General features: G+C 59.9%; 11 protein-coding genes and 1 pseudogene. 3 read left to right on the forward strand and 9 right to left on the reverse strand.

Features of this window, described 5'->3' with window-relative positions:
- Positions 1-14: 14 nt before the first annotated feature.
- The 7 genes and pseudogenes from lpxK to I9H09_RS16810 form a co-directional block, all read right to left on the reverse strand.
- Positions 15-1,010 carry a tetraacyldisaccharide 4'-kinase gene (gene lpxK, locus I9H09_RS16780; protein WP_122323418.1) on the reverse strand — a complete coding sequence of 332 codons (996 nt, stop codon included), beginning with the start codon at positions 1,008-1,010 and terminating at the stop codon, positions 15-17.
- Positions 1,010-1,441, reverse strand: a complete 432-nt coding sequence (locus I9H09_RS16785) for an ExbD/TolR family protein (RefSeq protein ID WP_005892218.1) — start codon at positions 1,439-1,441, stop codon at positions 1,010-1,012. The genes lpxK and I9H09_RS16785 overlap by 1 nt, the downstream gene beginning before the upstream one ends.
- Entirely contained in the window at positions 1,438-2,154 is a 717-nt protein-coding gene (locus I9H09_RS16790) for a MotA/TolQ/ExbB proton channel family protein (protein ID WP_080267902.1), read from the reverse strand. The genes I9H09_RS16785 and I9H09_RS16790 overlap by 4 nt, the downstream gene beginning before the upstream one ends.
- A gap of 42 nt (positions 2,155-2,196) precedes the next feature.
- Positions 2,197-4,412 (reverse strand): annotated as a pseudogene (locus I9H09_RS16795) (DNA internalization-related competence protein ComEC/Rec2).
- Positions 4,413-4,548: 136 nt separating this feature from the next.
- Positions 4,549-5,337 (reverse strand): ABC transporter permease, encoded by a 789-nt coding sequence (locus tag I9H09_RS16800; protein WP_005892215.1) that lies wholly within the window; start codon positions 5,335-5,337, stop codon positions 4,549-4,551.
- Positions 5,334-6,266: an ABC transporter ATP-binding protein gene (locus tag I9H09_RS16805; protein WP_005892214.1), complete on the reverse strand. Its 933-nt coding sequence runs from the start codon at positions 6,264-6,266 to the stop codon at positions 5,334-5,336. The genes I9H09_RS16800 and I9H09_RS16805 overlap by 4 nt, the downstream gene beginning before the upstream one ends.
- Positions 6,267-6,445: 179 nt before the next feature.
- Entirely contained in the window at positions 6,446-7,069 is a 624-nt protein-coding gene (locus tag I9H09_RS16810) for a glutathione S-transferase (RefSeq protein WP_024670196.1), read from the reverse strand.
- A gap of 162 nt (positions 7,070-7,231) precedes the next feature.
- On the opposite strand from I9H09_RS16810, the gene I9H09_RS16815 reads away from it, so the two are divergent.
- The 3 genes from I9H09_RS16815 to I9H09_RS16825 all read left to right on the forward strand — a co-directional run bounded on the left by I9H09_RS16815 (position 7,232) and on the right by I9H09_RS16825 (position 11,153).
- Complete coding sequence (locus tag I9H09_RS16815; protein ID WP_122346314.1) at positions 7,232-9,679, forward strand: acyl-CoA dehydrogenase; 2,448 nt, start codon at positions 7,232-7,234, stop codon at positions 9,677-9,679.
- 78 nt (positions 9,680-9,757) lie between these two features.
- A complete protein-coding gene (locus I9H09_RS16820; protein WP_005892209.1) occupies positions 9,758-10,168 on the forward strand; it encodes a PA2817 family protein in 411 nt (136 codons plus the stop codon).
- A gap of 130 nt (positions 10,169-10,298) precedes the next feature.
- Positions 10,299-11,153 carry a pirin family protein gene (locus I9H09_RS16825; RefSeq protein ID WP_122346315.1) on the forward strand — a complete coding sequence of 285 codons (855 nt, stop codon included), beginning with the start codon at positions 10,299-10,301 and terminating at the stop codon, positions 11,151-11,153.
- Positions 11,154-11,265: 112 nt separating this feature from the next.
- Here the strand turns inward: I9H09_RS16825 and I9H09_RS16830 are convergent, their stop codons facing one another.
- Positions 11,266-12,450: a patatin-like phospholipase family protein gene (locus tag I9H09_RS16830; protein WP_122346316.1), complete on the reverse strand. Its 1,185-nt coding sequence runs from the start codon at positions 12,448-12,450 to the stop codon at positions 11,266-11,268.
- A gap of 30 nt (positions 12,451-12,480) precedes the next feature.
- A complete protein-coding gene (locus I9H09_RS16835) occupies positions 12,481-13,413 on the reverse strand; it encodes a lipid A biosynthesis lauroyl acyltransferase (RefSeq protein ID WP_005892203.1) in 933 nt (310 codons plus the stop codon).
- Positions 13,414-13,505 lie beyond the last annotated feature (92 nt).

The raw sequence follows: 13,505 nt of genomic DNA on the forward strand, positions 1-13,505 counted from the left end.
AGATCCTGAAGCAATCATGAAGAAAGACGGAGGAGTTGCTCATCGAACCAGCCGACGAAGGCGTCGGACGGCACTGCATCGACCGCCAGATACCACCAATCGTCGCCTGCAAAGGCACGACACTTCACCGCATCCTTCTCGGTCATGACCAAGGGTAGAGCCGGGGTGAAGGTCAGCGCCTGAGCACTGTAGACCGCATGGTCGGCGAAAGCGTGAGCCACCGGTCGCCAGTGTAGTCCTTCGAGGGTATTGAAGAAACGTTGCGGATTGCCGATTCCGGCAACCGCGTGCAGCGCCTGCCCGGCCGGGAAATAGTCAACTGGCCGGCGCTCGCCGCTGCGCAGGTTGATCAGCGCAGACGGCTTGAGCGAGAACGCGTAGCCATCGTCGCGATCCGCAGCAGCGCCGTTGTAGAGCAAGGCATCGACACTCTTAAGCCGTTCGACCGGCTCGCGCAACGGGCCGGCCGGCAGGCAGCGGCGATTGCCCAGACCTCGGGCGGCATCGATCAGCACCAGTTCAAGGTCACGCGCCAGACGGTAATGCTGCAAGCCATCGTCGGAAAGAATCAGGTCCAGCGGCTCGGCAGCGAGCAACGCCTGAACGGCGCGACTGCGATCAGGGTCGATCATCAGCGGCACACCGCAGCGCTTGACGATGAGCAAAGGCTCGTCACCTGCCTCGGCGGCGCTCTGGTCAGGCTGTACACGCCAGGGCAGGCTTGGCGGTTTGGCGCCATAACCTCGGCTGACAACGCCTACGCGCAGCCCGCGGAGGCGGCAGTGTTCGATCATCCAGAGGATCAGAGGCGTTTTGCCTGTGCCACCGATGGTGATGTTGCCAACCACGATAACCGGCACCGGGGCCCGATAGATATCGCCCTCGCCAGCCATAAAACGCGCCCGTTTGCTGTCCACCACGCGTCGGTAAAGGCTTTCCAGCGGACGCAACAACATCAGCGCCGGGTGGCCCTTGTACCAGGCATCAAGCAAACGGTCGGTAAATGCCATCAGTTAGCCGTTGTGGCCTCGACAGTGGTCATGCGCAAATGACTGAAGCCCAGTTTCCCTGCTGCATCCATGGCCGTGATGACCGACTGATGAGGGGTCTTGCCATCCGCGCTGATCGACAGCGGCAAGCTGGTATCGCCCGCCGACTCGCGCTGCAGTGCTTCGATCAGCGTTGCCAGGTCGTTCTTCGGCAACAGCTGATTGTTCAGGGAAAATATCCCGTCGGCATTGATGGCGATGTCCAGGTGCTTCGCGGCGGCGTCCACCTCCGGCGTGCCGGTGACTGCCTGTGGCAAGTCCACACGCAGTTGGGTTTCACGGGTAAACGTGGTCGTCACGATGAAAAACAGCAGCAGGATGAACACCACGTCAATCAGAGAGACCAGATTGATGTCGATGTTTTCGCGAGGTCTGCGGCGGCGAAATTTCACTTCTTCTTGCCCCCGCCTGCCCTGGCTAGCGATTTGAGGTCTATTTTGGCGTCGATCAGATCGACATCACGGTCGCCCTGAACCACTTCGACCAGACGAATCGCTTGCTGCTCCATACCGACCACCAGTTCATCGACACGGCTTTGCAGAAAGCGGTGAAAGAAGATCGCAGGGATCGCAACGATAAGGCCAGACGCAGTACAGATAAGCGCCTTGGAAATACCACTCGCCAGCACACCGGCATTGGCCGTGGCACCGGTGCTGTTGAACGAGCCGAAAATGTCGATCATGCCCAATACTGTGCCCAGCAGACCGAGCAGAGGCGCCATCGCGGCGATCGAGCCCAGTGCGCTCAGGTAGCGTTCCAGGTCATGAATGACGCGAGCGGCGGCCTCCTCGATGCACTCCTTCATGATCTCGCGACCGTGCCTGGAGTTGGTCAGACCGGCAGCCAGGATCTCGCCCAGCGGCGAATCTGCGCGCAGTTGCTTGAGTTTTTCGTTGTCCAGCTTCTTTTCCTGAATCCACTGCCAGGCCTGCCCCAACAGATGCGGTGGCGCAATCCGGCTGGCGCGCAGCGTCCACAGGCGTTCGATAATGATGCCGACAGCGGCGATGGAGCTTAAAATGATCGGCAGCATCATCCAGCCGCCCGATTTGACCAGTTCCCACACAGTGATCACTCCCTCGAAAAATTGCCGCCACTCTAGCATAGGGTCGCCAAGTGCCGAACGTCGAGATCGATATCCCTTCATTCAATCACGCCAGAAGCGCCGTTGCGCACGCTCCGCTTGTGGTGTACCGAATGCACCCAGTTGCAGGCTGACAGCGCCCAGTTCGGCGCTGTCATAACTGGCGATACCCAGCCACCGATAGCGCGCCATGACCAGTGGATGAGGATGGCCAAAGGCATTGTTGTGGCCGCGCGAAATCAGTACACCAACCGGCGCGACTGCCTGCAAAAACCGCTTGGAGGAAGAACTGCGGCTGCCGTGGTGCGGCGCCTGCAGCCAGTGGGCGCGCAGGTCGAAGCCGCTGTCCATCGCCGCACGCTCGGCGTGTACATCAATGTCACCCGTTAACAACAGGCGCTCGCCATTGGCCTCGACGCTGAGGATGCAGGAGCCCGCGTTGCCGTCGGGGGCCTCCTCCCAGCGCCATGTCGTGAACACGACGCCGTCCCATTCCCAGCGTTCGCCGTTTTCGCACAGCCCGGCGTCGAGCTGCGGGGCCAGCCTGGCCACCTCTCGGCCCGACACTCGGTTCACCGGGAAGGCCCGATGAACCGCCAGGGCGCCGCCAGCATGATCCGCGTCGGCATGGCTGATCAGCATCAGATCAAGATGACGAACACCACTCTTGCGAATGGCGGGCACCACCACACGCTCGCCGATATCGAATTCACCAAAGCGTGGCCCTGCGTCATACAAAAGGGTGTGATTGCGCGTGCGCAGCAGAATCGCCAGGCCCTGCCCGACATCGAGCTGCAGCACCTCGACCCGCCCCATCGGTACCGGTGTGATGGGCGGAAAAACGCATAGCAGCAACAAAGGCCAGCCCAGGGGCGCATCGGCACACCTCTGGGCAGCAATAAAACAAAGGCTCCGAGCAGGCTTATCAGCCATGCCCAAACGGGCACCGCACTGGGCAGCCAGGCGGGCAGGACGTCGGCCACCCAGCCGAGAAACACGAACAGCCACTCCAGAGCGCCGCCCGCCAGCCACAGCAGGCCTTCACCCACCACCGGAACCGGCAGCAGCAAGGTGCCGATCAGTGCCAGCGGCAAGACGATGACGCTCACCCAGGGCACAGCGAGCAAATTGGCAAACGGACCACTCAGGCTGATCGGCAGGTTCAGTGCCAGCAGTATTGGCAGCAGGCCAATGGCGATCAACCATTGCGCGCGCGTCCAGCTTTGCCACCACTGCCAGGCGCCGAGACGACCACTGAAGATCAGGATCAGAATGCCCACTGCCGCGAATGACAGCCAAAAACCAGGCTGCAGGGTTACCAACGGCTCAAAGATCAGCACCGCGCAGAATGACAACAGGAGTGGCCAGACAACGCCCAGGTGCCGAAAGCGCAAGCGCCACAGCAACACCATGCCCACCATCACGCAAGCACGTCGGACCGGGACTTCGAAGCCAGCAAGCAGCCCGTAGCCCAGCGCCGCGACAAACGCCAATGCACACGCCGTCGGCAGCCAGGGCAACGCCCGTGGCCATAGCCCCCAACGTGCCAGACCTGCAATCAACGCATAGACCACCCCTGCCAGCAGACCGATATGCTGACCGGAAATGACCAGCAGGTGGACCGTGCCGGTGTTTTGCAGCACTTGCCAGTCAGTGCGCGAAAGGCCCGAGCCGTCGCCCAGCACCAGCGCCGCCAGACCGCCTTCCCTGCGCTGCGCATCGACCGCCAGCAACCGCTGACGAATGCCATCGCGCCAGGCCCCGCGCGCTGGCGTCAGCAATTGACCGTCTGCCACAGTACCGGTCGCGCCGATGCGCCGGGCCAGTAGCCAGGCCTGATAATCGAAGGCATCCGGGTTGACCAGCCCGCCCGGACGCTTGAGTTTGAGGGCCAGACGCCAGCGCTCGCCGCTTTTGACATCGGGGCCGCCGTACCAGGCCACGCGAATACGCGCAGGCAGCTTCGCGCGCCGCGAGCGCGCATCCTCCAGTTCGAAACGCACCACGCCTTCTGCAACACTCGGCAACCCGACGACGTTGCCCTGCACCCACAGCGTCTGGCCGTCAAACCGATGCAGCAGGCGATCATTCAGCGCCCACTGCGCCGACACGCACGCCCACGTGAAGCCGACCAGAAAAAACGCCATTGGATAAGTACGAAACGGCAGCAGCATCAACGCCAGTATCGGCATCAGCAGCAATAGCCAGATCGGCGGCAATACCGGCAGAAAACGCAGGGCAACAAGCCCCAGCGCAAGCGCGATCATCCCTGTGCGCATGATGATTCCCTGAAGCAGAAAGCTCTAAGGATTAACGCACCGGGGGACAATCAGCAGGAATGGTGTATTGCAGAATTTGAGCAACAGCGCTCTACAACCAGCCGACCCGCCAGCCTGGCGGGTCGAAGCCGATGTGTTACTGGCGCATACCGCGCCCGCTGACCAGCAGCCGTGCGCAGCCAAGGTACAGCACGATGGTCGCAACGATCATGAACGCCAGAGCGATGCTGATCTTGATGTCGGACACGCCCAGAATGCCGTAGCGAAATGCGTTGACCATGTGCAGGACCGGGTTGGCCAGCGACACGGTCTGCCAGAACGGCGGCAGCAGGTTGATTGAATAGAACACACCGCCCAGATACGTCAACGGGGTCAGAACGAACGTCGGGATAATCGAAATATCATCGAAATTGCGCGCGAACACTGCGTTGATGAAACCCAGCAGGGAGAAGATCGTTGCGGTCAGCACGACCACAATAATAGTCACGCCGAGGTGATGCACTTGCAGGTCGGTGAAAAACATCGACAACATGGTGACGATGAACCCCACCATCAGGCCGCGCAACACACCGCCCAGGGTGTAGCCGACCAGAATGGTGTGCGGCGACACCGGCGAGACCATCAGCTCTTCGATGGAGTGCTGAAACTTTGCACCGAAGAAGCTTGAAACCACATTGCCGTAGGAGTTGGTGATCACCGACATCATGATCAGGCCAGGCACGATGTATTGCATGTAGGTGAAACCACCCATGTCACCGATCTGCCGACCGATCAGATTCCCGAAAATCACGAAGTACAGGACCATGGTGATCGCTGGTGGCAGCAAGGTCTGTGGCCAGATCCTCATGAAGCGGTGGACTTCGCGATAGACGATGGTTTTCAGGGCAACCAGATTGGGACGCAGTTCGCCGTTTTGCTCAATCATACCGCCACCTTCGCCAGGTTTTTCTCAACCAGAGACACAAACAACTCCTCAAGGCGATTGGATTTATTGCGCAGGCTCAACACTTCAATGTTCTGGAACGCCAACTGGCTGAACAGCGCAGTGATGCCGACATTCTTGTCGACCTGAACTTCCAGCGTATGGCTGTCCAGCAGCCGGCAGGGAAAGCCCGGCAACTGAGGAGCGTTCTGCCAGGATTCCTTGAGGTCGAGCACAAACGTCTCGACGGTGAGCGTGGCGAGCAGCTGTTTCATTCCGGTGTTCTGCACTATCACTCCATGGTCGATGATGCCGATGTTGCGGCACAGCTGCTCGGCCTCTTCCAGGTAGTGAGTGGTCAGAATGATGGTGATTCCTTTTCTGTTCAGCTCGGTGAGGAAGGTCCACATCGAGCGGCGCAGTTCGATATCCACACCGGCCGTTGGCTCATCGAGGATCAGCAGACGCGGTTCGTGAATCAGCGCGCGGGCAATCATCAGGCGCCGTTTCATGCCGCCGGACAACGAACGCGAAGGCACGTCGCGTTTGTCCCACAGACCCAGCTGGGTCAGGTACTGCTCGGCGCGTTCCTTGGCAATTTTCGCCGGGATGCCGTAATAGCCGGCCTGAGTCACGACTATATCGAAGGTCTTCTCGAACTGGTTGAAGTTGAATTCTTGCGGCACGACGCCGATGCAACGCTTGAGCGCAGCAGGTTCACGGTCCAGGTCGTGACCGAAGATATTCACTGTTCCGCCGGTTTTGTTGACCAGCGTCGAGATGACGCCAATGGTGGTGGATTTGCCAGCGCCGTTAGGGCCGAGCAAGGCGAAAAAATCACCTTCGGCCACGTCCAGATCGATGCCACTCAAGGCCTGGAACCCGTTGCCGTAGGTTTTGGTGAGCTGCCGAATGGACAGAGCGGAAGACATATCTTGAGAAATACCCATCAGGAAAAAGGAAATGAATCAGGCTGGAAGCAGCGGCCAGTCGTCGACCCGCTCAGCCTCAATCGAACAATGGTGCTTGGCTGAGCCGGTCAAGTACAGACACATCTGTTAATAGTAAATATCGAGCGCCGGGCATGATCCATCTGGCCCCGTTTGCAGCATCAGGTCAGCGGGCTCATGACAGCCTTGCGATAGGCCGGACGTGCTTTCAGACGTTCATACCAGGCTTGGAGGTGAGGCAGCGGCGGACGTTCAATCGGCATTTCAAACCAGCCGTAGGCAAAGCAGCCCAGCGGAATGTCGCCCATACCGAAAACCTCGCCAGACAGATAAGGCTGTCGGGACAACGCCTCATCGGCGATCAGCAGCAGACCGTGCAGGTTCTTTATGCCTTGCTCGATGGCAGGCCAGTCCTGCTTGTCAGCCGGCGTGCGCACCACGCCCCAGAATACCGGACTGAAGGCAGCAGCAATGGTCGAAGTAGCCCAGTCCATCCATTTGTCTGCACTGGCGCGAGCCTGCACATCAGCGGGGTACAGCTCGGAATCAGGGGCGTGACGCGCCGCCAGATAGCGCACGATGGCATTGGACTCCCAAAGCACGAAATCGCCGTCTTCGATCATGGGGATGCGCCCATTGGGGTTTTTCGCACGATAAGCCGCTTCGTCGACCAGGCCGAACGCGCCACCGGCATCCTGGGTTTGATAAGGAACCCCGACTTCTTCGGCAACCCAGAGCGCCTTGCGCACATTGCTGGAATTCTTCCGTCCCCAGATTTTAAGCATTGCGTTCCCCTCGCCTACGCTGGTAAATGAATACCATCAGTCTACGCCGATCCTGCGGCAACTTCCTTGTTAGCCAGGGGTCACTATCGATGTCGCCTCACCACTGCCTGGCGACCAGTTACTGGTAGCTGCCAGGGCGGCTGTCATCACGGAGGAACACCTATGCTGTTGTTGTGGATTGTAGTGCTGGTCGTCGGCATTGCCTGGCTGGCTCACCGACGTATCGACCCGCTCCCGGCGCTTGGCGTAGTGGCTGTCTATTTGTTGGCCATGGGTATTTTCAGCCGCGCGCCAGGATGGCTGCTGACAGTGTTCTGGTTGTTGTGGCTGGCGCTATTCATACCGCTGATACTGCCTGATCTGCGCCGTAAACATTTCACTACCCCGATGTTCAGCTGGTTCCAAAAGGTCTTGCCGCCCATGTCGGAAACCGAGCGCGATGCCATCGACGCCGGGACGGTCTGGTGGGATGGCGAACTGTTCAGCGGGCGTCCGGACTGGGACAAATTGCTGGCCTATCCGAAAGTCCGCCTGACCGAAGAAGAACAGGCGTTTATCGATGGCCCGACCGAAGAACTCTGTGCGATGGTCAGCGATTGGGAGATCGGCCAGGCGATGGACCTGCCACCCCAAGCCTGGGCGCACATGAAAGCGCACGGCTTTTTCGCTCTGATTATTCCCAAAGAGTTCGGCGGCAAGGGCTTCTCGGCCTACGCTCACTCTCAGGTTGCGATGAAACTGGCCACCCGCAGCGGTGACTTGGCGTCCACCGTGATGGTCCCCAATTCCCTCGGCCCGGCTGAATTGCTGCTGCATTACGGCACTGACGAACAGCGCAATCACTACTTGCCGCGTCTGGCACGTGGTGAAGACATTCCCTGCTTTGCGTTGACCGGTCCGCTGGCAGGCTCCGATGCAGGCGCGATGCCCGACACCGGCATCATCTGCAAAGGCCAGTGGCAGGGCGAAGAAGTCATCGGCCTGCGTCTGACCTGGGAGAAGCGCTACATCACCCTCGGCCCGGTGGCCACCCTGCTCGGCCTGGCCTTCAAGGCTTACGACCCCGAGCACCTGCTGGGTGAAGAGGAAGACCTGGGCATCAGCCTGGCGCTGATCCCTACCGAAACCCAGGGTGTGGAGATCGGCCGTCGCCATCTGCCGCTGGGCGCCGCGTTCATGAATGGCCCGAACTCGGGCAAGGACGTGTTCGTGCCCCTGAGCTACCTGATCGGTGGTCAGCCGATGCTCGGCAAAGGCTGGATGATGCTGATGAACTGCCTGTCGGTGGGTCGCTCGATTTCGCTGCCTGCGGTCGGCACTGGCGCGGCCAAATACACCAGCCTGGTTACAGGGCAGTACGCCAAGGTTCGAGAGCAATTCAATGTGCCGCTGTCGGCTTTTGAAGGTATTCAGGAGGCACTGGCGCGCATAGGCGGCAACGCCTGGCTGATGGACAGCGCCCGCATGCTGACGGCCAACGCAGTCGATCTGGGCGAGAAACCTTCGGTACTGTCGGCGATCCTCAAGTACCACCTGACCGAGCGTGGCCGCGAGTGCATCGGCCATGCGATGGATGTGCACGGTGGCAAGGGCATCATCATGGGGCCGAACAACTATCTGGGCCGTAACTGGCAAGGCGCGCCGATCTTCATTACCGTCGAAGGCGCCAACATCCTCTCGCGCAACCTGATGATCTTCGGCCAGGGTGCCATTCGCTGCCATCCGTTCGTGCTCAAGGAAATGGCGTTGGCCGGACGCGAAGACAAGCAACAAGCCCTGCTCGAGTTTGACAGTCTTCTGCTCAAGCACATCGGGTTTGCGGTAAGCAACGCGGCCAGCACCCTGATCCTCAATCTCGGCTTCGGGCATTTCGAACGAGCGCCGGGCAACAGCCTGAGTCAGGGCTATTTCCGCGCGCTCAATCGGCAGGCAGCAGCGTTTGCGATGCTGGCCGACCTGAGCATGATGCTGCTGGGTGGCGAGCTGAAGCGCCGTGAACGCCTGTCCGCACGGCTGGGTGACGTACTCAGTCACATGTACCTCGCCTCGGCCGCGCTCAAGCGTTATCACGATCTGGGTTCGCCCGACCACATGAGCCCGTTGTTTCGTTGGGCGATGGAAGAAAGCCTCGGGCATTCGGAACGTGCGATGGACGAAATCCTCAGCAATTTTCCTAACCGGTTGCTGGGCGGCGTACTGCGCGCTTTGGTCTTCCCGTTTGGCCGTCGTCACAAGGGGCCGTCGGACAAGCTGGACGGCGAGGTTGCACAGGTGCTGGGCCGAGCCAAAGGCGATCCGACCCTTGAAGAGCTGCTGGCAGGCTGCTACCGCCCGCAATCGGCAGAAGACCCGGTGGGCGCCCTGCAACATGCAGTGGACCTGCTGAGCGCCGCCTATCCGCTGCACAAAAAATTGCAAGTGGCGCTCAAAAGCGGTCAGGTCAAACCCGACGCCGGCGAACATGCCATCGACGCTGCATTTCGTCTTGGCGTGCTGCAGGCAGATGAAGTGCAGACATTGCGCACGGCGGAAGCGGCTCGTCGCGTGGTGATCGATGTGGACGACTTCGACAAGGAAGAGCTGACACTGACGGAAGGCAAGATTCGCTGATCCGTCAGGTAGCACCACACAGCAGGCGCGTAGAGCTTTATACTCTCGCGCCTGTTTTTGCATTTGAGGATTACCCCGATGGCCGACGCCACTCTCGACTACCAACTTGGCCTGCTGGCACACCTGCGCAGCATTCTGGTCGCGCTGGGCGAGGCCGAGCAGGTTCCTGAAGAAAGCCATGCCTTGTTCATGGAACGCTTCGATGAACTGGTCGAACAACTGCCGCTTGACCCGATCGAGAGCCAGTACCTGGGACAAGACATTCTGTGCCAGGTGATTCAGCGCTACCCGCAAATCGCCCATCTGGTGCCTCGCGACCTGCTGTGGTTCTTCGCCGGCGACTGCCTGCACTTCATGCCTGATGACGAAATCGAGCTGTATCAAGCGCTTGAAGAGCGTCGTTACGAAGCAGAGCAGAACGATGAGCCGTTTGACTGGAATCAGGAAAAGCAACTGCTGTCGATTCCCGCCCAAGGCAGCAAGCACTGAGTAGCCACCTACCCGCTCTCTGAAAACATCGATAAATACGATCATTCCATACCGGGATTTGATTCTGTTTATCGATCAGGCGGGCCTACCATGACACTCATTATCACCTGATGAGGAGTGCCTTTTTTTCATGACTCAATTTCGTAAAGTGCTGTCTGTTCAGGCTGGCCAACCTGCCTCTGACGGCGCTGGCGTGAAACTGACGCGGGTGTTCGGTGGCCGCGGCGTAGAGCAGTTCGATCCTTTTCTGATGCTGGACGAGTTTGGCTCGGACAAACCGGACGATTACATCGCAGGTTTCCCGCCCCATCCGCACCGTGGTTTCGAAACAGTGACCTACATGCTCGAAGGTCGCATGCGCCACGAAGACCACATGGGCAACGTCGGCCTGCTGCAGGGCGGCGGCGTGCAATGGATGACCGCCGCTCGCGGGATTATCCACAGCGAAATGCCCGAGCTTGAACAAGGCACCATGCGCGGCTTTCAGTTGTGGCTGAATCTGCCTGGCAAGAACAAGCTGAACGACGCCAGCTATCAGGACATCCAGCCGGAAAACGTTCCCCGCCTTACCACCGAGCAAGGCGTACACGTTGTGGTTCTGGCCGGTCGTTTCGATGACGGCAAGGTTCAGCAGCTCGGGGCCGTGCAACGCCCAGACACCGAACCGCTGTATTTTGATTTCCACATGCCTGCAGGCAGTCGCATCAGCCCGCAATTGCCCGCTGGTCACCTTGCGCTGCTGTACGTGTATGAGGGCAGCGTCGAGCTTGAGGGCAGCAGCCAACCGATTGGCGTGCGCCAGATAGCGCGGCTGTCCGACGAAGGCGAGCTGTTGATCAGCAGCACCAACGGCGCTCGAGTGCTGTTGATTGCAGGTAAACCCTTGCGCGAGCCGATTGTGCAATACGGGCCATTCGTGATGAACACGCGTGAAGAGATCGAGCAGGCGTTGCGCGACTTCCGGGAAGATCGCCTGACCGCGTGATACCCGCCCTGCCCCCTGTACCACCGGGAATCGGTCATTCAACCCGGTTTCCCGGTCGTCAACGGCAGCCTGACACGGCAGCACCCTCGCAAGATCCACCACTCGTGGCTGGTTAAGCCAGCCGCAGGAACCGTTTCAATTCTGCGCCTTGGGCAATCGCGTCGTGGCGACCCAGCTCAATCAGCTCACTGCAATAACCCGACTCGAACAACAGATAGCTGAGGACACTGGCGCCGCTGCTCTTGGTCGCCCCCGGGCCGCGCAGAAAAGTGCGCAGTGCAGGCGGCAATTCGCGGCGGTGACGTGCAGCAATTTCGTCCAGCGGTCGGCTGGGAGAGATCACCAGCACTTCTACCAGCTCCATGCCCGGTTGCCTTATCTGCTCGTCGGGCAGCAGCGCACTGGCCATGTTCAACCGCTCCAGCAGTTCGATATCGCTTTCGAGGTTGTCGATGAACGTGCTGTTGAGCATGTGCCCGCTGATTTGCGCCAGGCTCGGTTGAATGCCGCTTGGCGGACGCGGCGCAGGCCTTTCGCTCTTGAGCCCGCGCGGATTGCCGCTGACCCCCACCACCAGCACACGATTTGCCCCCAGGTGCAGCGCCGGGCTGATCGGTGCCGACTGCCGCACGGCGCCATCCCCGAAGTATTCCTGATCGAGCATCACCGGGGCGAACAGCAGGGGAATGGCAGAACTGGCAAGCAAGTGGTCCACCGTCAGTTGCGTTGGCCGACCGGTACGCCGATGACGCAGCCAGGGTTCGATAGTGCCGCGACCTTGATAGAACGTGACTGCATGCCCTGACTCGTAGCCGAAGGCTGTCACCGCCACTGCACGCAGATGATGGGCGTCAATGGCGGCTTCGATCCCGGAAAGGTCCAGCCGCTCGTTGAGCAGATCACGCAAGGGTGAACTGTTGAGCAAGGCAACCGGAATATTGCGACCGAACCCCATCAGGCTGCGTCCAAAAAACCGGCTGGCCTGATGAATCACCCCTGACCAGTCACTGCGCAGCACTTGGTGACTGCGAAATGACTGCCAGAACTCGGTCAACTGGTGAATGGCGATGCGAAAATGCAGCGCGCCGCTGGCCAGCTTCACTGCGTTGATCGCACCTGCCGACGTGCCGACAATGACCGGGAAAGGATTGGGTGAACCGGCAGGCAGCAGGTCGGCAATGCCAGCAAGCACCCCTACCTGATAGGCGGCACGGGCACCGCCTCCTGACAGAATGAGCCCGGTCACGGGCTCGACATTGCTTGTCACAGTACTGCTCGAAACGACGGGTTCTGGCATCTGCAACTGACCTCGGTGATCGAAGACACTTTATCTATGCTTGTTATATAGCTTCGGTTCACCTGCCGGTCGACTTTTGAAACGTCGATGGGCCCACAGATATTGTTCCGGGCATTCGGTAATGGCTTTTTCTACCCACTGATTGATGCGCAGACAGTCGACTTCGTCGCTTTCACCCGGAAAATCTTCCAGGGCAGGATGAATGACCAACCGATAACCGCTGCCATCGGCCAGCCGCTGCTGGGTGAACGGAACCACCCGCGCACGCCCCAAGCGGGCAAATTTGCTGGTGGCGGTCACGGTGGCCGCCTGAATGCCGAACAGCGGCACGAACACACTTTGTTTGGCGCCATAGTCTTGGTCGGGCGCATACCAGATGGCACGTCCGGCGCGCAGCAGCTTGAGCATGCCGCGCACATCGTCGCGTTCGACGGCCAGCGAGTCGAGATTGTGACGCTCGCGGCCACGACGCTGGATGAAATCGAACACCGGGCTTTTGTGTTCACGGTACATGCCGTCGATGGTGTGCTGCTGGCCCAGTAGCGCGGCGCCGATCTCCAGCGTGGTGAAATGCAGTGCCATCAGGATCACGCCTTCGCCCTGTTGATGAGCCTGCTGCAGGTGTTCAAGCCCTTCGACCCGAGCCAGCTTCGCCAGTCGCTGCCTGGACCACCACCAGCTCATGGCCATTTCAAAAAAAGCGATGCCCGTGGAGGCGAAGTTTTCCTTCAGCAGACGCTTGCGCTCGGCAGCGGACAAATGCGGAAAACACAGCTCGAGGTTGCGCGATGCAATATTTTTTCGATCAGTGGCCACCCGATACATGACTGCGCCCAGAGCCCGACCAATGACCAGCAAGACCCGAAAAGGCAACTGGACGATCAGCCACAAAAGCCCCAGCCCCAGCCACAACGGCCAGAAACGGGGATGAAGGAAACTGGATTTAAAGCGCGGGCGATCCATTTGGGCTTCCGTCAGAACAAAGGCCGCGCATTCTACAACGGTTCGACCCGCTTGCGGCTCGCGGGCGTTCTCGCTATAAGTCTCGGCACTTT

Source organism: Pseudomonas tremae, assembly GCF_023278125.1.
GTDB lineage: Bacteria > Pseudomonadota > Gammaproteobacteria > Pseudomonadales > Pseudomonadaceae > Aquipseudomonas > Aquipseudomonas tremae.

Coding starts and splice junctions, on each gene's coding strand:
- lpxK (WP_122323418.1), bottom strand. CDS start 1,010: ATGGCATTTACCGACCGTTTGCTTGATGCCTGGTACAAGGGCCACCCG.
- I9H09_RS16790 (WP_080267902.1), bottom strand. CDS start 2,154: ATGCTAGAGTGGCGGCAATTTTTCGAGGGAGTGATCACTGTGTGGGAA.
- I9H09_RS16800 (WP_005892215.1), bottom strand. CDS start 5,337: ATGATTGAGCAAAACGGCGAACTGCGTCCCAATCTGGTTGCCCTGAAA.
- I9H09_RS16805 (WP_005892214.1), bottom strand. CDS start 6,266: ATGTCTTCCGCTCTGTCCATTCGGCAGCTCACCAAAACCTACGGCAAC.
- I9H09_RS16810 (WP_024670196.1), bottom strand. CDS start 7,069: ATGCTTAAAATCTGGGGACGGAAGAATTCCAGCAATGTGCGCAAGGCG.
- I9H09_RS16815 (WP_122346314.1), top strand. CDS start 7,232: ATGCTGTTGTTGTGGATTGTAGTGCTGGTCGTCGGCATTGCCTGGCTG.
- I9H09_RS16820 (WP_005892209.1), top strand. CDS start 9,758: ATGGCCGACGCCACTCTCGACTACCAACTTGGCCTGCTGGCACACCTG.
- I9H09_RS16825 (WP_122346315.1), top strand. CDS start 10,299: ATGACTCAATTTCGTAAAGTGCTGTCTGTTCAGGCTGGCCAACCTGCC.
- I9H09_RS16830 (WP_122346316.1), bottom strand. CDS start 12,450: ATGCCAGAACCCGTCGTTTCGAGCAGTACTGTGACAAGCAATGTCGAG.
- I9H09_RS16835 (WP_005892203.1), bottom strand. CDS start 13,413: ATGGATCGCCCGCGCTTTAAATCCAGTTTCCTTCATCCCCGTTTCTGG.